A 19,612-nucleotide genomic window follows, 5' to 3' on the forward strand; every position below is an offset into this window, starting at 1 on the left:
CTTGGCTTGCTCGCGACGCAATCCGGCTCAGCCCGGAGCGCGGTTTCGCTGAGGATCGAGTTTTGGATCAAGTCTTCATCAATCTGCTGAACGGCCTGTCGTCCGGCCTGCTGCTCTTCATGCTGAGCTCGGGCCTGACGCTGATCTTCAGCATGATGGGCGTGCTGAACTTCGCCCACGCCAGCTTCTACATGGTGGGTGCCTATATCGCCTACTCGCTGGTGGGCATCATGGGCTTCTGGCTGGCGCTGCTGTTCGCGCCGTTGGCCGTTGGCGTGCTGGGCGCGGGCTTCGAGAGGCTGGCGCTGCGGCGGGTGCACAAGTTCGGCCATGTGCCTGAGCTGCTGATCACCTTCGGCCTGTCCTATGTGGTGCTGGAGCTGGTGCAGCTGATCTGGGGCCGCACCGCCGTGACCTTCACGCCGCCGGCGCTGCTGGAGGGCTCGGCGCTGACCATCGTTTCGCGCGCTCAGGACGGCATGTCCCTGGTACTGGGCAAGGCCTCGCCCGAGGTCTGCGCGCTGGCCAACTGCTCAACCTTCCCCGCCACCAAGGCCTTCATGATGCTGGTGGCCCTGCTGATGCTGCTGGCGCTGTGGCTGCTGCTGACGCGCACCCGCGTCGGCCTGATCATCCAGGCCTCGCTGACGCATCCCGAGATGGTCGAGGCGCTGGGCCACAACGTGCCGCGCGTGCTGATGCTGGTGTTCGGCAGCGGCTGCGCGCTGGCCGGCCTGGCCGGCGTCATCGGTGGCATCACCTTCGTGACCGAGCCCAATATGGCCGCCTTCATCGGCGCCATCATCTTCGTCGTCGTGGTCGTCGGCGGTATCGGCTCGCTGGCCGGCGCCTTCGTCGGTTCCATCGTCGTGGGCCTGCTGCAGACGCTGCCCCTGACCATCAACGGCTCGCTCGCCACGCTGCTCGGCAGCCTCGGCTTCACCGTCACCCAGGCCACGCCGGGCTACCCGCTGCTGCGCCTGACGATGGCCGAGGTGGCGCCCATCCTGCCCTATCTGCTGATGGTGCTGATCCTGATCTTCCGGCCCAAGGGCCTGCTGGGCACGCGGGAAGACTGATGAGCAAGTCCAAGGATTTTCATTTCAAGCCCCACAACGTCGGGCGCTGGTTCATCTGGGGCTTCTTCGCCCTGATCCTCTTCGTCGCCCCGCGCATCTGGACCACCGGTCTGGCGCAGACCATGCTCACGCAGATGGGCATCGGCGTCATCGCCTGCCTGGCCTACAACATCCTGCTCGGGCAAGGCGGCATGCTGAGCTTCGGCCACGCCGTCTACAGCGGCATGGGCGCCTTCCTGGCCATCCATGCGCTGAACCTGGCCGGCGCCGGCACGCTGGGCATCCCCGTCAGCCTGATCCCGCTGGTCGGTGGTTTCGCTGGCCTGGTCTGCGCGGCGCTGCTGGGCTATGTGTCGACGAAGAAGGCCGGCACGCCGTTCGCGATGATCACCCTCGGTATTGGCGAGCTGGTGTTCGCGCTGACGCTGATGCTGCCCGAGTTCTCGGGCGGCGAGGGCGGCGTGTCCAGCAACCGCGTCATCGGCCAGCCCTTCATGGGCATCAGCTTCGGCCCGCAGATCCAGGTCTACTACCTCGTCGCCGTCTACTGCTTCATCTGCACGGCGGCCATGTTCGCGCTGACGCGCACGCCGCTGGGTCGCATGCTGAACGCCGTGCGTGACAACCCCGAGCGTGTCGAGTTCGTCGGCTACGACACCCACTGGGTGCGCTTCATGGCCTTCGCCATCTCGGGCTTCTTCGCCGGCGTGGCGGGCGGCCTGGGCGCCATCAATGCCGAGATCGTCAACGGCAGCGACGTGCTGCACGCGGCGCGCTCGGGGGCGTTTCTGCTGTTCACTTTCCTGGGCGGCGCGACCTTCTTCTTCGGCCCCATCATCGGCGCGGTGCTGATGGTCATCTGCGGCGTGCTGCTGTCGGAGCTGACCAAGGCCTGGCTGCTCTACCTCGGCCTGATCTTCCTGTTCATGGTCATGTACGCACCGGGCGGCTTCGCCAGCCTCATCCTGATGAACCTGCGCGTGGCGGCCTTCGGCAAGCTCAAGAAACTGTGGACCTCGTATCTGGCGCTGGCCGGTACGGCGCTGGCGGCGCTGATCGGCGCGGCGACCATGATCGAGATGCTCTACCACCGCCAGCTCAACGAGGCCCTGGGTCCCGAGCTGCGCTTCATGGGCGCCACGCTGAACAGCGGCGCGCTGGATGCCTGGTTCGGTGCCGGCTTCCTCATCGTCGTCGGTGCGGGTCTTTTCGAGCTGGTGCGCCGCCACTATGTGCACGAGTGGGGCGAGATCCAGGAAGACATCGAAAAAGAGATCAAGCGGAGGGAAGCGCTATGAGCTTTGCGCTTGAACTGCGCGACCTGCGCAAGAGCTTCGGCAAGAGCGAGATCATCCGCGGCGCCAACCTGGCCGTGCAGGCCGGCGAGCGCGTCGCCATCATCGGCCCCAACGGTGCGGGCAAGAGCACGCTGTTCAACCTGATCAGCGGCCGCTTCGCGCCGACCTCGGGCGAGATCCATCTGCACGGCCAGCGCATCGACGGCAAGAAGCCGTACGAGATCAATCGCCTGGGCCTGTCGCGCAGCTTCCAGGTCTCCAACCTGTTCACGCGCTTGAGCGTGTTCGAGAACATCCGCTGCGCCGTGCTGTGGAGCCTGGGCCACCGCTACGCCTTCTGGAAATTCCTCGCCGACCTCGAGGACGCCAACGACCGCACCGAGCAGATCCTCGAGATGATCAAGCTTGATCGCAAGCGCGACGTGCTGGCCATGAACCTGACCTATGCCGAGGCGCGGGCGCTGGAGATCGGCATCACCATCGCCGGCGGCTCCAGCGTCATCCTGCTGGACGAACCCACGGCCGGCATGAGCAAGAGCGAGACCAAGCGCTTCATCCAGCTGATTCGCGACGTCACCGTCGGCAAGACCCTGCTGACCGTGGAGCACGACATGGGCGTCGTCTTCGGCCTGGCCGACAAGATCGCCGTGCTGGTCTACGGCGAGGTCATCGCCTTCGACACGCCGGAGGCCGTGCGCGCGAATGCGCGGGTGCAGGAAGCCTATCTGGGCTCGGTGCTCGCGGAAACACAGGCAGCGGCAGCATGACGCAAGGAAGAATCCTCAAGCTGGACAACGTCCACGCCTTCTACGGCAAGAGCCATGTGCTGCACGGCGTCAGCATGGAAGTGAATCCCGGCGAGATCGTCAGCCTGCTGGGCCGCAACGGCGCCGGCCGCTCGACGACGGTCAAGACCATCATGGGCCAGGTCGACGTCAAGGGCTCGGTCATGTGGGGCGACCAGGAGCTGGTCGGCCGCAAGGCCTACGAGATCGCCCACATGGGCCTGGGCTATGTGCCCGAGAACCGCGACATCTTCCCCAAGCTGACGGTGCACCAGAACCTGATGCTGGGGCAGAAGTCCAAAGCCAAGAACCCGCGCTGGGGCTTCGAGGACATGTACAAGATGTTCCCGCGGCTGCGTGAGCGCCAGCACACCGAGGCCGGCGTGCTGTCCGGTGGCGAGCAGCAGATGCTGACGCTCTGCCGCACGCTGATGGGCGACCCCGACCTCATCATGATCGACGAGCCCACCGAGGGCCTGGCGCCCAAGATCGTCGAGCTGGTGGCCGAGTACCTCAAGGAGCTGAAGAACCGCGGCATCGCGGTGCTGCTGGTCGAGCAGAAGCTGGCCATCGCGATGGAGATTTCCGAGCGCTGCTATGTGATGGGCCACGGCCGCATCGTCTTCGAGGGCTCACCGGCAGACCTGCGTGCCAATGCCTACATCCGCAAGGAGTGGCTGGAAGTGTGAGATGGGACCGAGGACATGCCAGGGCCAGTGGCCCTGTCCTTCGCCAGGCACAAGCAGTCCACTGGACTGCTTGAGTCCGGGCTCAGCGCCTGCACGCTCTCTGACGCCTATCGAACGACGCCCGGCATGCAGGCCGGGCGGCATGAGTCCTGCGGGGAGGCAGTCAGTCGCCCGCTGACTCGGCCAGGTTGGCCTGTGCGGCTTCGGCCAGCTCGACGCCATTGCGCCCGGCCTGCGGGAATATCGCCGTGCCCAGACGTACACCAATCTGCATGAGCCGGCCGTCGACGCCGTAGGCCCCCCTGAGGGCCTGCTGCAGCCGCTTTTCGACGAGGCGGGCCTCGGGCGCACCAGCGGCCAGCAGCAGCACGGCAAAGCTGTGGCCGCCCATGTACACGACCTCGTCCGCGCCGCGCACGCGGTTGCGCAGGCGCAGGCTCACCGTCTGGATCAGGTTGTCCCGCTCGGCATCGCCGACGCTGCCGTCGGGCCGCACCAGCACCTCGGCCTCCAGCCACAGCAGGGCCAGTTGCTCGCCCTCGCGCCGGCACTGCGCAAACTGGCGCGACACGCGCAGGCCGAAAGCCGCGAGCGAGTCCGCCTGGGGCAGGCGCGTGAACGTGCCGGTGCGAGGGGGCGAGGGGGGATCGTTGGCGAGCAGGGGAGCTTGAGACATCGCGTCAATCACGTTGGGTTGAGATGCGCTCGCGGCCAGCGGGCCGGTTCGCAGCGGGTGAGGAGCGATGGCGGGCGGCGGCCCCGGCTGTGCCGGCTCCCTGGCTTGGCTCGCCATCGGTCCTCATCAACTCAAAACGGCGGATCTCCGCCAATCCCGACATCGGGATCAAAAAAAATGCTCGCTGCCGGCCGCCGCCGCGTCACCGGCCCGCGAGCTGGCGCTGCCAGCCGTTAGAGTGCGGCCGGTGCAAGCCATCACCCAATTGCTGCAGGCCGCCCGGCTGGGTGACCGCGCCGCCGCCGACGCGGTGGTGGCCCAGCTCTACACCGACCTGCAGCGCCTGGCGCGCCGGCAGGTGCGCGACGCGGGTCATCTCACGCTGCTGGACACGACGGCGCTGGTGCACGAGGCCTGGCTGCGCGTGGCCGGCGCACCCGGGGCCGAATTCCCCGATCGCCGCCACTTCCTCGCCTACGCCGCCCAGGCCATGCGCTCCGTCGTCGTCGACCTGGTGCGCGCCCGGCGGGCCGAGCGGCGCGGCGGCGGCCAGGCCGAGCTGACGCTGGATACGGCCATTGCCGACCAATTGCCTCAGAGCGACGACGAAGTGTTGCGCGTGCATGAGGCCCTGGACGAGCTGGCCCAGCTGGAGCCGCGCCTGGCCCAGGTCGTCGAGATGCGCTATTTCGCGGGCCTGCGGGAGCCGGAGATCGCCGAGGCCCTGGGCGTGACCGAGCGCACCGTGCAGCGCGACTGGCAGAAGGCCCGGCTGTTCCTGTCCATGAGCCTGGCCTGATCCATGGACAGGCAACGCTGGCTCTCCTTGAGCCCCCTGCTGGATGAGTTGCTCGATCTGCCGCCGGCAGCTCGCGAGCATCGTCTGGAGCGGCTGCAGACCGAGGACCCCGATGCGGCCGAGCAGTTGAGGCGCATGCTGGCGCGCGCTCAGGAGCTGCAGCAGCAGGGCTTCCTGAGCGAACCCGTCGTCGCGCAATGGCAGGAAGCGCTGGCGGCGATGCCCGAGGACGCAGCGCCGCCCCCCGACCTCGCCGGCCAGGCCATCGGCCCCTATCTGCTGGAGCGCCAGCTGGGGCAGGGCGGCATGGGCACGGTCTGGCTGGCGCGCCGCGCCGACGGTCGCTTCGAAGGCCAGGTGGCGGTCAAGTTCCTGATGGCCGGCCTGCTCGGCCGTGGCGACGCGGGGCGGTTCGCGCGCGAGGGCGAGATCCTGGCGCGGCTGTCCCACCCGCACATCGCCCGCCTGCTGGATGCCGGTGTGCACCAGGGCCAGCAGCCCTATCTGGTGCTGGAGTACGTCGACGGCCAGCCCATCGACGTCTATTGCCGCCAGCAGCAACTCGACATCGAGGCCCGTGTGCGCCTCTTCCTGGACGTGCTGGCTGCGGTGGCCCACGCGCAGGCCCGGCTGATCCTGCACCGCGACCTCAAGCCCAGCAACATCCTGGTGACGCGCGATGGCGAGGTGAAGCTGCTGGACTTCGGCATCGCCAAGCTGATGGCCGACGCGAGCCAGGCCAGCGAGGGCGCCGCCGCCACCGAGCTGACCCAGCGCGCCGGCAGCGCCTTCACGCCGCAGTTTGCCGCGCCCGAGCAGGTGCAGCAGGCGGACGTGACGACCGCGACCGACGTCTATTCGCTCGGCGTGCTGCTCTATCTGCTGCTCGGCGGCAGCCACCCCACGGCCGACGATACCCAGACCCAGCTCGACCGGCTCAAGGCCGTCGTCGACCATGTGCCACGGCGGCTGTCCGACGTCGCAGCCGGCCAGGCCGACAGTTCCGTCGCCCACCAGGCCAAACAGCTGCGCGGCGACCTCGACACCATCATTGCCAAGGCGCTGAAGAAGGCACCGGGCGAGCGCTATGTCAACGCCCAGGCTCTCGCCGACGAACTGCAGCGCTGGCTGGATCACGAGCCCATCCAGGCGCATCCCGACAGCCGCCTCTATGTGTTGCGTCGCTTCGTGCAGCGCCACCGTTGGGCCGTCGCGCTCAGCAGTCTCGCGGGCCTGGCGCTGGTGGGCCTGACGGTGTTCAGCACCTGGCAGGCGCAGCGAGCTGCCGAGGCGGAGCGCGAAGCCCAGGCCAAGCGCCAGGAGGCCGAGGCCACGCTGAGCTTCATGCTGGGCGAGTTCGCCGACAAGCTGCGCCCCATCGGGCGGCTGGAGCTGCTGGACAGCATCGGCGGCAAGGCGCTGCTGCTGCTCGACCGGACCGGCCGGGACCCAGGTTCGATGGAGCGATTGCAACGCGCCAAGGCGTTGACGGTGGTGGCCGAGGTCCGCGTGGCCAAACGAGAATTGGACGGGGCGCTGGAGCCCTTGCGGCTCGCCGCGCAATTGCTGGAGGGTGAGCCGCCAAGCCCCGGGCTCATGGCCGATTGGCGCAAGGCCCAGGGTGCAGCGGCTTTCTGGATTGGCGAGGTCCACCACCAGAAACGCGAATTGAGCGCCGCCGAACGGGCGTGGGCACGCTACCTCGACTATTCGCGCCGCTGGCAGATCGCGGCGCCCGCTTCCTCCGATGCACTGATGGAGGTGTCCTATGCCCAGAGCAGCCTCGGCGTCCTGCAGCTGAATCAGGGCCGCCTCGAGGCTGCGGAACGGGCGCTGAGCGAGTCGCTCGCCCTCAAGGAGCAGGCCTTGCGAAGCCGCCCTGATGACGCCGAGCTGCAGAACAACTGGGCGAACACGGCCAGTTGGCTGGGCACCACGTTGACGCGCATGGGGCGGTTGCAGGCCGCGCGGGCGCACTACGAATCGGCGCTGGCGGAAGTCGGCAAGCTGCGCGAGAAGCGGCCCCGGGACATGGCCTGGCTGGCCAAGGAAGCCAGCGTGCGTTTCTACCTGGGCCTCACCCAGCAGGAGCTCAACGGTACGGGCGCGGCCATGCTGGAGAAGGCACATGAGGTGGCGCAGGGATTGACACGCGGTGATCCCGCCAACCTGGCCTGGGCCCTGCTCGCCATCCACATCGATGCCGAATGGCTGACCCTGCGCGCGGTCAACGCGCAGGCCCGGGAGCGCGAGGCGCTTCGGCTGCTCGGGCTGATTGAATCCCTTCGGCCCGGCAAGGCACCTCCCGAAAGCGCGCTGCCGCGCCAGGTCAAGCTGCTCGAAGCGGCAGGGCGCCTCGCCTGCGACAGCGCGGACTGCGTCTGGCACTCACGCTTGCAGGAGCGCCTGGACAGCGCCTTGAAACGCAGCCCGGGCGACCAGTTGCTGCTGGCCGCGGCGGTCCATCTATCCCAGTTGCGAGGCGACGCCGCTGCCGATCGCAAGGGGGGCTGCAGCGTGGCTGATGGCCTGCTGTCGCAGCGCGAGGGCTGGTTGCGCGTCAACGCAGATCTAACTCGACGGTGGCTGAATGTGAAGGAGTGCCTGGACCCCTCGGCCTCCCAGCGTGCAGACTGGCTGGCCACCCGTGATTGGCTCCAGCAGCAGCGGGCGCGCTGATTTCTCAACCCTCAGGACCATCTGATGACGACCTATGTCTCCCCCTATCAAGTCACCGTCACCTCCACGGCGGGCGGTCTTGCTGCGTGCACCTATGTCGACGGCAACGGCGTGACCGTGCCGTCCGGCGCGACCCTGACCACCCAGACACCGGCCGGGGAGGCGGGCAGCCTCGAATTCGACTTCGGTGAGACGGTCGTGGATGGCCAGAATCTGCGATTGCTTGGTGCCGCGGTCAAGACGGTGGGCAACGACCCCGCGATGCAACCCTACAACTATCTCTACTCGACGCGCGAGCAGTCGGAGAAGGGGGACTGGGTCGACTACCTGTCGGTGCCCTGGGCAGCGGACATGTACACGGCGCGCGGCGTGGTGCTGCTGTTTGCCGTTGTCGACAACAACGGCAACATGGTGAACTTCGTCCCGAGCGCCGACCCGGAAACCCAGAACGATCCGATCTGAGGCCCGCAGTCGCCGGCGGAGCTCAGCCCAGGCCCAGCCCCGTCAGGCGCTGATAACGCTTGCGCAGGAAATCGGCGGCCAGCTTGGCGTCGCCACCGACGCGCTCGCCGATGTAGAGCTCCTGGCGGCGCTCGGTGATCTGGGCGCGCAGCCGCCCGGCCATGATGTCCAGCGGGCGCATGCCGCCCACTTCGGCGCGCTCGATGGCGATGCGCAGCTGGTGCATCTGCAGGTTGTGCAGCAAGGCAGTCTGGGCCTGCACGACGCGGATGCGGCCCTGCACGAGGTGTTCGCACAGCCCCAGCCAGGCGCGCACGGCGTCGGCCGGCCCGCCGATGACCCTCTCGGGCAGCTCACCGGCGGCCAGCAGCAGGGTTTCGAGCCGGTGGCGGTCGCCGCCAGCGTAGGCCTCGTTGACGACCATCATGCGCTGCTCGCAGACCTCGCGCTCCGGGCCGGAAGGCGCCAGGTCGGGGTGGAAGCGCATCGCCGCGCGCCGGTACAGCGTCTTCAGGCTGGGTGGCGGCAGGTCGGTCAGGGGGCCGGTGGGTTCGGGCGGCAGCGGCGTCGCGTCGGGCAGGGCGGGAATATCGGGCCAGGCCTTGGCGCGCTGCGATGCCGACACCGGGGCGTCGACGCCCTGGCGCTTCAGGGCTTCCGACAGCAGGGCCGTGGCCTGGTGCAACTGGGCGTCGATCTCGTCGAGTTCGCGCATCAGCGGGCCCAGGGCCTCGAGATAGCGCTGGCGAAAGCCGAGCAGCTTGGCGCGGGCGCCGTCGTGGTCGGCTTCCAGCACGGCCAGGTAGCGCTGCAGATCCTGCAGTTGTTCGCGTCGCCGCGTCAGCTCGTGCCTCGTGATTGCCATGCTCGCCATGAGCTGCGATTTTGCCGTGCCCGGACGTGGGAACGGCCCGCGAACGGGCCGTTATTTACCGGGTTTACGAGAGATTTACTGTGAGGCCGCCGAAGCCGGCATCTCCGCCGTGCTGGCGGCAGGTGCCGCCACGACGGCCGCAGCCGCCACGGGCTCGGGCGCCTTGCTGCCGGCCTGCATCGGCAGCAGCGGCACGATCAGCAGGGCGACGATGTTGATGATCTTGATCAACGGGTTCACGGCCGGGCCGGCGGTGTCCTTGTAGGGGTCGCCCACGGTGTCGCCGGTGACGGCGGCCTTGTGCGCTTCCCCGCCCTTCTTGTGCAGCACGCCCGCGGCATCGGTGAAGCCTTCCTCGATCAGCTTCTTGGCGTTGTCCCAGGCGCCGCCGCCGGTGCACATCGAGATGCCGACGAAGAGGCCCGTCACGATGGTGCCCATCAGCAGGCCACCCAGCGCCGCGGGGCCCAGCGTCAGCCCGACGATGATGGGCGCGGCCACCGGCAGCAGCGACGGCACGATCATTTCCTTGATCGCGGCGGTGGTCAGCATGTCGACCGCGGCGCTGTAGTCGGGCTTGCGCTGGCCAGCCATGATGGCGCCGTCGGCGAACTGCTTGCGCACCTCGACGACGACGGCACCGGCGGCGCGGCCGACGGCTTCCATGGCCATGGCGCCGAACAGATAGGGAATCAGTCCGCCGAGGAAGAGGCCCAGGATGACCTTGTGGTCGGACAGGTCGAACGCGACATGCATGCCACGCGCTTCCAGCGCGTGCGTGTAGTCGGCGAACAGCACCAGGGCTGCCAGGCCGGCCGAGCCGATGGCATAGCCCTTGGTGACGGCCTTGGTCGTGTTGCCCACGGCGTCCAGCGGGTCGGTGACGTCGCGCACGCTGGCGGGCAGTTCGGCCATCTCGGCAATGCCGCCGGCGTTGTCGGTGATGGGGCCGTAGGCGTCCAGAGCGACGACGATGCCGGCCATGCTCAGCATGGAGGTGGCGGCCACCGCGATGCCGTACAGGCCAGCCAAGGCATAGGCCGAGTAGATGGCCGCGCAGACGAAGAGCACCGGCCAGGCGGTGGACTTCATCGACACGCCCAGGCCGGCGATGACGTTGGTGCCATGGCCGGTGGTGGAGGCCTGCGCCACGTGCTGCACCGGGTGGTACTGGGTGCCGGTGTAGTACTCGGTGATCCAGACCATGGCCGCCGTCAGCACCAGGCCGACCGCGCAGGCGCCGAACAGGGCCATCGCGTTGGTCGTGCCGCCGGTGCTCAGCTCGATGGGGCCGGGGAACATCGCCTTGGTGACGAAGAAGAAGGCGATCAGGCTCAGCACGCCGGCCACGATCAGACCTTTGTACAGCGCCGGCATCACGTTCTTCATGCCGGGGCTGGCCTTGACGAAGTAGCAGCCGATGATGGAGGCGATGATGGACACGCCGCCGAGCGCCAGCGGATAGACGACGCCGGCCAGCGCGCTGGAGCCGGTGATCATCAGGGCGCCCAGCGCCATCGCGGCGATCAGCGTGACGGCGTAGGTCTCGAACAGATCGGCGGCCATGCCGGCGCAGTCACCGACGTTGTCACCGACGTTGTCAGCGATGACGGCCGGGTTGCGCGGGTCGTCCTCGGGGATGCCGGCCTCGACCTTGCCCACCAGGTCGGCGCCGACGTCGGCACCCTTGGTGAAGATGCCGCCGCCCAGGCGGGCGAAGATGGAGATGAGGGACGAGCCGAAGGCCAGGCCCAGCATGGGCTTGAGCGTCGCGCTGTCATGCCCGCCGCCGATGGCCATGTAGAAGCCGCCGACGCCCAGCAGGCCCAGACCCACCACCAGCATGCCGGTGATGGCGCCGCCCTTGAAGGCCACGTCCAGCGCCGGGCCTATGCCCTTGGAGGCCGCTTGCGCGGTGCGCACATTGGCGCGCACCGAGATGTTCATGCCGATGAAGCCGCAGATGCCCGACAGCACCGCGCCGATGACGAAGCCCACGGCCGTCGTCATGCCAAGGCCCGGCACCACCGCGATCGCGATGGCCAGCACGACGCCGACCATGGCTATGGTGCGGTACTGCCGGCCCAGGTAGGCGGCGGCACCTTGCTGGATCGCCGCGGCGATCTCCTGCATGCGGGCATTGCCTGCATCCTGACTCAGGATCCAGCTTCGTTGGATGAAGCCATAAAGAACGGCCGCGAGGCCGCAAGCCAGCGCGAAATACAGCGCCATTTCCGTCGACATGTATGAGTCTCCTGTTCAGCGTGTGATCTGTGGCCCGGCGGCAGGGTATGCCGGGCTCGGCGGCCGAGCTTAAGGGCCGGGTTTGACGGCTGGATTGCACGTTTACCAGCGATGTTGGGGAAACCTAGAATGCGGGTTTTCCTTAGCCCTAAAAGACGACCATGAGCCTGCACAACGTGACCCCCGGCGCCAAGGTGCCTGACGAGTTCAACGTCATCATCGAAATCCCGATGAATGCCGACCCGATCAAGTACGAGGTGGACAAGGAGAGCGGTGCGCTGTTCGTCGACCGCTTCCTGACGACGCCTATGTACTACCCGTGCAACTACGGGTACATCCCCAGGACCCTGGCGGATGACGGCGACCCGGTCGACGTGCTGGTCATCACCCCCTTCGCGCTGACGCCCGGCGTCGTCGTGACCTGCCGCCCCCTGGGCGTGCTGATGATGGACGACGAAGCCGGTGGCGACGCCAAGCTGCTGGCCGTGCCCACCAGCAAGATCCTGCCCATGTACGACCACTGGCAGAAGATCGAGGACGTGAACCCGGCCCGCCTGGCCGCCATCCAGCACTTCTTCGAGCACTACAAGGACCTGGAGAAGGGCAAGTGGGTCAAGGTCAAGGGCTGGGAAGGCCCGGAGAAGGCCAAGTCCGAGATCCGCGAAGGCATGGCGAACTACGCCAAGGCCTGATCACTCGTTTCGCCCTGCTCAAGACGCCGCATCCGCGGCGTTTTGTTTTTTGAAGGGGGCGTGCTCGCCCAGCTCGTCGATATAGCCCGACATGGCTTCGCCCTCGCGAGCCAGGAAGTCGTTGACCGCGTCGGCAAAGGATGGATGGGCCAGCCAGTGGCTGGAAGCGGTGGGCGTGGGCATCAGGCCACGCGCCATCTTGTGTTCGCCCTGGGCGCCGCCCTCGAAGCGCTGGTAGCCATTGGTGATGCACCAGGCCAGCGGCTGGTAGTAGCAGGCGTCGAAGTGCAGGTTGGGGATGTGCTCGACGGCGCCCCAGTAGCGGCCAAAGGCGGCGCGGCGGCCGGGATCCAGTGCGATCAGCGACATGGCGACGCGTTCGCGCGCGCATCGGGCCGTGAACATCAGCCAGTGCTCGGGCATGTCGCTCGCCATGCGGGCGAAGAAGTCGCGGCTCAGATAGGGCTTGCTGTGGTGTTCGCGGTAGGTCTGCTGGTAGCAGCGGTAGAAGAAGTCCCAGTCCTCAGCGGTGATGTCAGCGCCCGCCCGGGCCTCGAAGACGATGCCGGCCTCGCGCACGCGGCGCTGTTCCTGCTGGATCTTCTTGCGCTTGTCGCGCTGCAGGCGGCCCAGAAAGCCGGCGAAGTCGGCATCGCCCTCGGCCGTCCAGTGGAACTGCACGCCGGCCCTGGCCATGCAGCCGGCCGCCGCCAGCGCCGCCTGGTCGGCCTCGTCGCCGAACAGCACATGCAGCGAAGAGGCCTCGGTCTCCTTCGCCAGCGCCCGCAACGCCTGCGCCAGCAACATTCGCGCGTCGTCGTTGACGGCCAAGAGCCGGCTGCCCGGCACGGGCGTGAAAGGCACCGCCACCAGCAGCTTGGGGTAGTAGCTCAGCCCGTGGCGCTGGTAGGCGTCGGCCCAGGCCCAATCGAAGACGTATTCGCCATAGCTGTGGGTCTTCAGATAGGCCGGGCAGGCCGCCAGCAGATCCTCGCCCCGCCACAGCGACACGAACTGCGGCTGCCAGCCCGTCTTGGCGACGGCACTGCCACTGGCATGCAGGGCGCGCAGATAGGCCAGGCGCATGAAGGGCGTCGGCCGTGCCTGGGTGGAAAGCAGGGCGTCCCAACGGTCTTGCGGCAAGGCCTCGGGACTGGCGTCGACCCGAATGACAATGCTGCTCTCGTGTTCTGAATCGCTGTCGCCCATGCCCTCGCCCTTGAAGATTGCCCTGGCCCAGATCAACGTCGTCGTCGGCGATCTGGTGGGCAACGCGGACCGCATCATTGCCCAAGCGCGCGCGGCGCACACGGCTGGGGTTGATCTGCTCGTCACACCCGAGCTGGCGCTGTGCGGCTACCCGCCCGAGGATCTGCTGCTGCGCCCGGCTTTCCTCGAAGGCTGCGACGAGCAGTTGCAGCGCATCGCGGCCGAGCTGGCTGACCTGCAGGGCCTGCATGTCGTCGTTGGCCACCCGCGGGAGCGCGAGGGGGGGGTGGCGCGCGAACGGAGCTGGTCGCTGCCGCCATGCCTGAACATGGCTTCGGTGCTCGTGGGCGGTCAAGTCGTCGCCAGCTATGCCAAGCGAGAACTGCCCAACTACCAGGTGTTCGATGAGCGCCGCTACTTCTATTCCGGCCGCGATGCGGGCCTGGGCGCCGTGGTGGTCGATGTCAAGGGCACCCAGGTCGGCCTGCTGATCTGCGAGGACGCCTGGTTCGACGAGCCCGCCGCTGCCGCCAAGGCCGCGGGCGCCGAGCTGCTGTGCGTCATCAATGCCTCGCCCTTCCACATCGGCAAGGTGGAGGAGCGCGAAGACCGCATGGCGGAGCGTGCGCGTGCCTCAGGACTGCCGCTGCTCTATGCCCACCTTGTGGGCGGGCAGGACGAAATGGTGTTCGACGGCGCATCCTTCGCGGTGCAGGCCGACGGCAGCCTGGCCGCCCGCGCGGCGATGTTCGAGGAGGCGCTGCCCATTCTCGAGCTGGATGCCGGCCGGCTGCGCGGCGACATCGTGCCGGTGCCCGAGTACGAGGCCCAGGTCTGGCAGGCGCTGGTCACCGGGGTGCGCGACTACCTCGGCAAGAACGGCTTCCCCGGCGCCCTCATCGGCCTGTCGGGCGGTATCGACTCGGCCCTGGTGCTGGCCATCGCGGTGGATGCGCTCGGCGCCGACAAGGTGCGCACGGTGATGATGCCGTCGCCCTACACGGCCGACATCTCCTGGATCGATGCCCGCGACATGGCCGAGCGCCTGGGCGTGCGCTACGACGAGAAGTCCATCGTGCCGATGTTCGATGCCTTCAACGACACACTGGCCGACGAGTTCAAGGGCCTGCCGCTGGATGCCACCGAGGAGAACATCCAGGCGCGCGTGCGCGGCACGCTGTTGATGGCGCTGTCCAACAAGTTCGGCAGCATCGTGCTGACGACCGGCAACAAGAGCGAGATGGCAACCGGCTACTGCACGCTCTACGGCGACATGGCCGGCGGTTTCGCCGTCATCAAGGACGTGGCCAAGACGCTGGTCTTCCGCCTGGCGCGCTGGCGCAATGCGCAGGGCCAGGAGGTCATCCCCGATCGCATCATCACGCGCCCGCCTTCGGCCGAGCTACGCCCCGACCAGAAGGACGAGGACAGCCTGCCGCCCTATGCCGTGCTGGACGCCATCCTGGCGCTCTACATGGAGCAGGACCAGTCCATCGCCGAGATCGTCGCGGCCGGCTTCAAGCCGGAGGACGTCGAGCGCGTCACCCGGCTCATCAAGATCAACGAGTACAAGCGCCGCCAGGCGCCGGTGGGCATCCGCATCACCCACCGCGGCTTTGGTAGGGATTGGCGTTACCCCATCACGTCCAAGTTCCGTGCGTAAACTCAAGCCAGTCAACCGGAGCCCGTCATGAAGCAGATCACCGCCATCATCAAACCCTTCAAGCTCGACGAAGTGCGCGAGGCGCTGGCCGAGGTGGGCGCTTCGGGCCTGACGGTCACCGAGGTCAAGGGCTTTGGCCGCCAGAAGGGCCACACCGAGCTCTACCGCGGCGCCGAGTACGTCGTCGACTTCCTGCCCAAGGTCAAGGTCGAGGTCGTCGTGAAGGACGACGAAGTCGACCGCTGCATCGATGCCATCCTGAAGGCCGCCAAGACCGGCAAGATCGGTGACGGCAAGATCTTCGTGCTGCCGGTCGAGCAGGTCGTGCGCATCCGCACCGGCGAGACGGACGAAGCCGCAGTCTGAGGCTCAATGCCGCGCCGGCGCTGCCGTGCAGGCCGAGGCCGGTACGCCGTAGGGCTTGACCAGGTCGGCCGTCTGGCCCGTGCGGCACAACTCCTTGAGCGCCTCGTCGAAGGCATGGAAGTCCACCTTGGACATGCGCCGGCGCGTCAGCCCGAAGACGTAGTAGATGTCCTTGGCGCCGCCCGAGGATTGCAGGCCGGTCATCGCATTGCTGGCCAACAGCCACAGCGCCACCTGCTCGTTGGCGAACACCAGGCCCTGCTCGCCATAGCGGCCCGCGGCGAGCATCTTCAGAGCGACCAGGTTGTCTCGCTCCAACCTGATCTTCGCCGGTCCGCCGGCAGCCAGGTCCTGCAGCGTCATCGAGGTGCCCGAAGGACCGTAGACGCCGATCTCGTGGCTCGCCAGGGACTCGGGGCCGCGGTAGACGAAGTCCACGCCGCGGCGCGAGAAGAAGACATAGCGACCGTCGACGACGGGCACGCTCATCCACATCCGGGCGTGGCGCGACGGCACATCCAGCACCGGAAAGAGGCCATCGACTTCGGCCTTCTCCATCAAGTCGATGGCGCGGCGCCAGGGGTAGATGCGCGAGTTGCAGTTCCAGCCCAGGTTTCGGCAGGCCGCGTTCAGCACGTCGACCATCGGTCCGGAGGCGCGCCCCTGCAGTTCCACGATATAGGGTGGGAACAGTTGCGTTCCGAAATCGACCTCGCGCAACGGCTCAGCGCCCGCGCTCGATGCACAGGCAGCGAAACAGCAATGCAGCAGCAGTTCTCTTGACACGGCCGGCCTCGGCGGGTTTGCAGTTCAGCATAGCGGCCTGGCGCGCCGGGCGCCATGCGGTGCCACCTCAGCGCTGCGTCAGCGCGAGCTCGATGCCCAGGGCCACGAAGGTCGCCGCAAAGCTCCGCCGCAGCCAAGCCATGGCGGTCATGTTGCCCAGTACATGGTCCCGCATACTGGCCGCGAAGGCTCCGTACAGCGCAAACACTCCGAAGGTCATGGCCATGAAGATGGCCGACAGCTGCAGCATTGCCAGCGTCGGTGCTGCTTCATCCTTGGCGATGAACTGCGGCAGGAAGGCCAGGAAGAACATCGACAGCTTGGGGTTGAGCAGGTTCACCAGCACCGCGTGCCGGATGACCTCGCCGCTCGAACGCTGCGCGCCATCGGGCTCGATCTTCAGCGCGCCCTGCTCGCGCCAGGTCATCCAGGCGATGTAGAGCAGATAGGCCACGCCCGCGAACTTCACGGTCTCGAAGGCCAGGTTGCTGGCGTGCAGCAGCGCCGCCAGGCCCGTCACGGCCGCCAGCATATGGGGCACAACGCCGAGGGTGCAGCCGAAAGCCGCGATGGTGGCCATGCGCGTGCCGCGCGACAGGCCGGTGGCCACGGTCACCGCGGCACCGGTGCCCGGCGAGGCGACGACCAGCAGCGAGAGGGTCAGGAATTCGAGGTTCAAAAGCGCACTCCTTGTTGGGAGGCGCCATGCTGCAAGGCCGTCGTGGCCAGGTCTTGAACGAAATTTCAGCGGCCGCGCACCAGGGCTCCCGGCGTGAGGCCGAAGTTGCGCGTGAAGCAGCGCGTCATATGGCTCTGGTCCGCGAAGCCGCTGGCGGCGGCTGCATCCGCCAGCGCCACGCCGGCGCGCACCAGGCGGCGGGCCTGCTGCACGCGGCGCTGCAGCAGATAGGCGTGCGGCGGCAGGCCGGTGAAATGGGTGAAGGCGCGCAGGAACTGGTAGCGGCTCAGGCCTGCGTCTCGTGCCAGATCGGCCAGCGTCGTTGAAGCGGCGGGGTCGTCGTCCATGCGCTCGCGCGCCGCGCTGACGCCAGTCACGAGGGCGGGGCGCCCGGCGGGCCTGGGCCTCAGCAGCTGGGCGACGAGGGTCAGCAAGGCCGAGTCAGATCGCAAGGTGTCGGCATCGGCCGTGGCGGCGTCGAACAACTGCTGGAAGCGGGTCGTCAACGCAGCGTCGCGGATGACCGGGGCCTTGAACTCGAAGCCCTGGTCTGCCGGCGCGATGTCGCGGGCCGCGTCCAGCACCGGGGAGGGGTCGAGGTAGAGCATGCGCCAGCGCCGGCCGCTCGCGTCAAAAGGCGCGCCGTCGTGCACCTCGCCGGGGTTGACGGTGATCATGTCGCCGGCGCCAGCCTCGACGAGGCCTCGCCCACTGGCAGACTTCTGCGCGCCGCGCTCGATGAGCCCGATGCCGAACTGGTCATGCGTGTGGCGGCCGAAGGCGTGGGCCGAGTCGGCCAGCACGGCCTCGGCGCCGGGCAGGCCGCAGCGCAGCAGTCGAAAACCGGGGCTCCTGGTCATGGGCCCCGATGGTGTCACGTCAGCGCAGGTGCTGCCAGACCGCGGCACCCCAGATGCCGGCCGCCAGCACCAGGGCCATCAGCACGGCGGCGCTGGCGATGTCCTTGGCGCGCTTGGAGAGTTCATGCCGCTCGAAGGACACGCGGTCGACGACCGCCTCGATGGCGGAATTCAGCAGTTCGACGATGAGCACCAGCAGCAGCGAGCCCAGCAGCAGGGCGGCCTGCTCCCAGGTCCTGGCCAGCCAGAACGTCAGCGGTGCGGCAATGACGCAGAGCCAGGTTTCCTGGCGGAAGGCGCTTTCGCCCGTGTAGGCGGCCTTGAGACCGGCCCAGGAGTAGCCGGCGGCGTGGATGACGCGGTCCAGGCCGGTCCGTCCCTTGTGCGGGTTGGTCATGGGGCACCCTTAGGCCTGCGGCCTTGTCCCGCCAGGCGGGAGCGAGCTTGCTTGGGACGGCCCGGCGCTGCGCTCATGAGCGCACGGGAAGTTGAGTGATGACGCGCGAACCACAGATCGCGTCGTGCAGGAATTGTCGCTGCGGGTGCAGTCGCGCGATCAGCAGATAGCCCGCGATGCCGGCCATCAGGCTGCCGATGATGGCGCCGCCGCCATGCAGGCCCAGCGCCCAGACGCTGATCAGCGCCGGCAGGAACCACAGCCAGCTCAGGAGATAGCGCAGCAGCGCGCGGCCCCAGCCCAGCGGACGGCCGACGGCGTCGGTGACGCGCAGATGCCAGGTCTTCATCGCCAGCGTCTGGCCCGAGCGAGTCCAGAAGCCGACGAAGTACAGGCCCAGCACGATGAAGAGGCTGACGCCGAGGCCCGTGCGGCCCTCGAGCGCATGCTGTTGGCGCGTCAGCACCGAATAGAGGAAGCCGGCGAAGAAGACCACGCCGAACAGCAGCACGCCTTCATAAAGGAAGGCCGCGAAACGCCTCGCCAGGCCCGCAGGCGCGGCGTTCGTGTCCATCGCCGCTGTCATGTGCGCGGAACGGACGCGGGCGGCGCCTTCAGCGACTTGGGCAGCAACGTCTTGGGGTCGACCAGGGCCGGATCGGCCACGACCTTGGTCTCGCCCGCGACGTGGTGCGGAGGCAAGGTGAGCCCGCGCGTGATCAGCACCGTCGTGGCACCAGGCTTGGCCTGGATCAGGCTGCCGGTCACGGGGGTCGGCGTGACGAGCTTGGGTGCGGCGGGCACGATATTGGACTTGGGCGCCGCGGCCAGGGGCTTGGGCGTCGGGCTGGTCGCCTTGGTCTGAGCCTGGCGGCGCGCGACGGCCTTGTCAGCGAGCTCCTGGCGTTTTTCCTGCGGCAGCGCCTGGTAGGCCTCCCACTTGGCCTGTCGCTGCTCGGAATCCACCTGCTTGGCCACCTGGAAGCCGATGCGGGCATCGACCCGCTCGGCCGGTGTCAGATTGGCCCAGTCACGCATGCGTTCATGCAGGCGGCTGAGTTCAGCGGGGGGCAGCACGGCCAGACGCGGTGTCGCATTCAGCCATTTGCTGCGCTGGTTGGGGCCGAGCTTGTCCCAATCCTTCGCCAATGGCGCAAGCAGATCGCGCTGGACGGGCGTCAGTGCCTGCCAGGTCGGCGCGGCGGCCAGGGCGGAGACCGGCGACATGACGGGCGCAGCCGGACGAGCCACCGGGGGTGCAACGGACGCGCTCGCAGCAATGGCCTCCGGCGCCGAAGCCGCTTCCTGCGCCTGCGCAAAAGCAGAAAACCCCGCTGCGGCTAGCAGCAGGGTGATCAGCAGACGGAGAGAGGCG

At 68.0% G+C, this 19,612-nt stretch carries 20 protein-coding genes; 10 read left to right on the forward strand and 10 right to left on the reverse strand.

The window, feature by feature from the left end:
- The first annotated feature begins 119 nt into the window (after positions 1 to 119).
- Genes AC1DW3_RS05770 through AC1DW3_RS05785 form a run of 4 tightly spaced genes read left to right on the forward strand, consistent with a single transcriptional unit; the run spans position 120 to position 3,851 of the window.
- Positions 120 to 1,079 carry a branched-chain amino acid ABC transporter permease gene (locus tag AC1DW3_RS05770; protein WP_477929568.1) on the forward strand — a complete coding sequence of 320 codons (960 nt, stop codon included), beginning with the start codon at positions 120 to 122 and terminating at the stop codon, positions 1,077 to 1,079.
- Positions 1,079 to 2,377, forward strand: coding sequence for a branched-chain amino acid ABC transporter permease (locus AC1DW3_RS05775; protein WP_477929459.1), 1,299 nt, complete (start codon positions 1,079 to 1,081; stop codon positions 2,375 to 2,377). The genes AC1DW3_RS05770 and AC1DW3_RS05775 overlap by 1 nt, the downstream gene beginning before the upstream one ends.
- Positions 2,374 to 3,144: an ABC transporter ATP-binding protein gene (locus AC1DW3_RS05780; protein ID WP_477929461.1), complete on the forward strand. Its 771-nt coding sequence runs from the start codon at positions 2,374 to 2,376 to the stop codon at positions 3,142 to 3,144. Before AC1DW3_RS05775 ends, AC1DW3_RS05780 begins: the two co-directional genes overlap by 4 nt.
- Positions 3,141 to 3,851: an ABC transporter ATP-binding protein gene (locus tag AC1DW3_RS05785; protein ID WP_477929463.1), complete on the forward strand. Its 711-nt coding sequence runs from the start codon at positions 3,141 to 3,143 to the stop codon at positions 3,849 to 3,851. Before AC1DW3_RS05780 ends, AC1DW3_RS05785 begins: the two co-directional genes overlap by 4 nt.
- A 163-nt stretch (positions 3,852 to 4,014) precedes the next feature.
- Here AC1DW3_RS05785 and AC1DW3_RS05790 read toward each other — a convergent pair whose 3' ends face one another.
- Positions 4,015 to 4,527 carry a diguanylate cyclase domain-containing protein gene (locus tag AC1DW3_RS05790; RefSeq protein WP_477929465.1) on the reverse strand — a complete coding sequence of 171 codons (513 nt, stop codon included), beginning with the start codon at positions 4,525 to 4,527 and terminating at the stop codon, positions 4,015 to 4,017.
- 247 nt (positions 4,528 to 4,774) lie between these two features.
- On the opposite strand from AC1DW3_RS05790, the gene AC1DW3_RS05795 reads away from it, so the two are divergent.
- The 3 genes from AC1DW3_RS05795 to AC1DW3_RS05805 are packed head-to-tail and all read left to right on the forward strand — an operon-like array spanning position 4,775 to position 8,467.
- Positions 4,775 to 5,326 carry an ECF-type sigma factor gene (locus AC1DW3_RS05795; protein WP_477929467.1) on the forward strand — a complete coding sequence of 184 codons (552 nt, stop codon included), beginning with the start codon at positions 4,775 to 4,777 and terminating at the stop codon, positions 5,324 to 5,326.
- A 3-nt stretch (positions 5,327 to 5,329) separates the two neighbouring features.
- The gene (locus tag AC1DW3_RS05800; RefSeq protein WP_477929469.1) at positions 5,330 to 8,005 is read left to right on the forward strand and encodes a protein kinase domain-containing protein; all 2,676 of its coding nucleotides are present in this window, start codon (positions 5,330 to 5,332) and stop codon (positions 8,003 to 8,005) included.
- Between the two features lie 24 nt (positions 8,006 to 8,029).
- A complete protein-coding gene (locus AC1DW3_RS05805) occupies positions 8,030 to 8,467 on the forward strand; it encodes a hypothetical protein (RefSeq protein WP_477929470.1) in 438 nt (145 codons plus the stop codon).
- A 22-nt stretch (positions 8,468 to 8,489) separates the two neighbouring features.
- On the opposite strand, the gene AC1DW3_RS05810 is transcribed toward AC1DW3_RS05805, so the two are convergent.
- Positions 8,490 to 9,332, reverse strand: coding sequence for a J domain-containing protein (locus AC1DW3_RS05810; RefSeq protein WP_477929472.1), 843 nt, complete (start codon positions 9,330 to 9,332; stop codon positions 8,490 to 8,492).
- Positions 9,333 to 9,416: 84 nt separating this feature from the next.
- Positions 9,417 to 11,585 carry a sodium-translocating pyrophosphatase gene (locus tag AC1DW3_RS05815; RefSeq protein ID WP_477929474.1) on the reverse strand — a complete coding sequence of 723 codons (2,169 nt, stop codon included), beginning with the start codon at positions 11,583 to 11,585 and terminating at the stop codon, positions 9,417 to 9,419.
- 161 nt (positions 11,586 to 11,746) lie between these two features.
- Here AC1DW3_RS05815 and ppa point away from each other — a divergent pair, with 161 nt between their 5' ends.
- On the forward strand, positions 11,747 to 12,277 hold the full coding sequence (gene ppa, locus AC1DW3_RS05820) for an inorganic diphosphatase (protein WP_477929476.1): 531 nt from the start codon (positions 11,747 to 11,749) through the stop codon (positions 12,275 to 12,277).
- Between the two features lie 18 nt (positions 12,278 to 12,295).
- Here ppa and AC1DW3_RS05825 read toward each other — a convergent pair whose 3' ends face one another.
- Positions 12,296 to 13,486: a GNAT family N-acetyltransferase gene (locus AC1DW3_RS05825; RefSeq protein WP_477929478.1), complete on the reverse strand. Its 1,191-nt coding sequence runs from the start codon at positions 13,484 to 13,486 to the stop codon at positions 12,296 to 12,298.
- Here AC1DW3_RS05825 and AC1DW3_RS05830 point away from each other — a divergent pair.
- On the forward strand, positions 13,485 to 15,149 hold the full coding sequence (locus AC1DW3_RS05830; protein ID WP_477929481.1) for an NAD+ synthase: 1,665 nt from the start codon (positions 13,485 to 13,487) through the stop codon (positions 15,147 to 15,149). The two genes, AC1DW3_RS05825 and AC1DW3_RS05830, sit on opposite strands and share 2 nt — an antisense overlap.
- Positions 15,150 to 15,176: 27 nt before the next feature.
- A complete protein-coding gene (locus tag AC1DW3_RS05835) occupies positions 15,177 to 15,515 on the forward strand; it encodes a P-II family nitrogen regulator (protein WP_056198291.1) in 339 nt (112 codons plus the stop codon).
- Between the two features lie 3 nt (positions 15,516 to 15,518).
- Here AC1DW3_RS05835 and AC1DW3_RS05840 read toward each other — a convergent pair whose 3' ends face one another.
- The 6 genes from AC1DW3_RS05840 to AC1DW3_RS05865 form a co-directional block, all read right to left on the reverse strand.
- Positions 15,519 to 16,301 (reverse strand): substrate-binding periplasmic protein, encoded by a 783-nt coding sequence (locus tag AC1DW3_RS05840; protein WP_477929483.1) that lies wholly within the window; start codon positions 16,299 to 16,301, stop codon positions 15,519 to 15,521.
- A 67-nt stretch (positions 16,302 to 16,368) separates the two neighbouring features.
- Positions 16,369 to 16,980, reverse strand: a complete 612-nt coding sequence (locus AC1DW3_RS05845) for a LysE family translocator (protein WP_477929485.1) — start codon at positions 16,978 to 16,980, stop codon at positions 16,369 to 16,371.
- A 65-nt stretch (positions 16,981 to 17,045) separates the two neighbouring features.
- The gene (locus AC1DW3_RS05850) at positions 17,046 to 17,840 is read right to left on the reverse strand and encodes an AraC family ligand binding domain-containing protein (RefSeq protein WP_477929487.1); all 795 of its coding nucleotides are present in this window, start codon (positions 17,838 to 17,840) and stop codon (positions 17,046 to 17,048) included.
- A gap of 19 nt (positions 17,841 to 17,859) precedes the next feature.
- A complete protein-coding gene (locus AC1DW3_RS05855; RefSeq protein WP_477929489.1) occupies positions 17,860 to 18,237 on the reverse strand; it encodes a diacylglycerol kinase in 378 nt (125 codons plus the stop codon).
- 73 nt (positions 18,238 to 18,310) lie between these two features.
- The gene (locus AC1DW3_RS05860; protein ID WP_477929491.1) at positions 18,311 to 18,811 is read right to left on the reverse strand and encodes an RDD family protein; all 501 of its coding nucleotides are present in this window, start codon (positions 18,809 to 18,811) and stop codon (positions 18,311 to 18,313) included.
- An 8-nt stretch (positions 18,812 to 18,819) separates the two neighbouring features.
- Positions 18,820 to 19,464 carry a DUF3106 domain-containing protein gene (locus AC1DW3_RS05865; protein WP_477929493.1) on the reverse strand — a complete coding sequence of 215 codons (645 nt, stop codon included), beginning with the start codon at positions 19,462 to 19,464 and terminating at the stop codon, positions 18,820 to 18,822.
- Positions 19,465 to 19,612 lie beyond the last annotated feature (148 nt).

This window comes from Roseateles sp. P2_H4 (assembly GCF_056403315.1).

Excerpts from the sequence above, each read along its gene's own strand:
- AC1DW3_RS05830 (WP_477929481.1), top strand. The coding sequence starts at position 13,485 with ATGCCCTCGCCCTTGAAGATTGCCCTGGCCCAGATCAACGTCGTCGTC.
- AC1DW3_RS05825 (WP_477929478.1), bottom strand. The coding sequence starts at position 13,486 with ATGGGCGACAGCGATTCAGAACACGAGAGCAGCATTGTCATTCGGGTC.
- AC1DW3_RS05800 (WP_477929469.1), top strand. The coding sequence starts at position 5,330 with ATGGACAGGCAACGCTGGCTCTCCTTGAGCCCCCTGCTGGATGAGTTG.
- AC1DW3_RS05860 (WP_477929491.1), bottom strand. The coding sequence starts at position 18,811 with ATGGACACGAACGCCGCGCCTGCGGGCCTGGCGAGGCGTTTCGCGGCC.
- AC1DW3_RS05790 (WP_477929465.1), bottom strand. The coding sequence starts at position 4,527 with ATGTCTCAAGCTCCCCTGCTCGCCAACGATCCCCCCTCGCCCCCTCGC.
- AC1DW3_RS05865 (WP_477929493.1), bottom strand. The coding sequence starts at position 19,464 with ATGTCGCCGGTCTCCGCCCTGGCCGCCGCGCCGACCTGGCAGGCACTG.
- AC1DW3_RS05780 (WP_477929461.1), top strand. The coding sequence starts at position 2,374 with ATGAGCTTTGCGCTTGAACTGCGCGACCTGCGCAAGAGCTTCGGCAAG.
- AC1DW3_RS05805 (WP_477929470.1), top strand. The coding sequence starts at position 8,030 with ATGACGACCTATGTCTCCCCCTATCAAGTCACCGTCACCTCCACGGCG.
- AC1DW3_RS05815 (WP_477929474.1), bottom strand. The coding sequence starts at position 11,585 with ATGTCGACGGAAATGGCGCTGTATTTCGCGCTGGCTTGCGGCCTCGCG.
- AC1DW3_RS05810 (WP_477929472.1), bottom strand. The coding sequence starts at position 9,332 with ATGGCAATCACGAGGCACGAGCTGACGCGGCGACGCGAACAACTGCAG.
- AC1DW3_RS05785 (WP_477929463.1), top strand. The coding sequence starts at position 3,141 with ATGACGCAAGGAAGAATCCTCAAGCTGGACAACGTCCACGCCTTCTAC.
- AC1DW3_RS05775 (WP_477929459.1), top strand. The coding sequence starts at position 1,079 with ATGAGCAAGTCCAAGGATTTTCATTTCAAGCCCCACAACGTCGGGCGC.
- ppa (WP_477929476.1), top strand. The coding sequence starts at position 11,747 with ATGAGCCTGCACAACGTGACCCCCGGCGCCAAGGTGCCTGACGAGTTC.
- AC1DW3_RS05835 (WP_056198291.1), top strand. The coding sequence starts at position 15,177 with ATGAAGCAGATCACCGCCATCATCAAACCCTTCAAGCTCGACGAAGTG.
- AC1DW3_RS05770 (WP_477929568.1), top strand. The coding sequence starts at position 120 with ATGCTGAGCTCGGGCCTGACGCTGATCTTCAGCATGATGGGCGTGCTG.
- AC1DW3_RS05855 (WP_477929489.1), bottom strand. The coding sequence starts at position 18,237 with ATGACCAACCCGCACAAGGGACGGACCGGCCTGGACCGCGTCATCCAC.
- AC1DW3_RS05850 (WP_477929487.1), bottom strand. The coding sequence starts at position 17,840 with ATGACCAGGAGCCCCGGTTTTCGACTGCTGCGCTGCGGCCTGCCCGGC.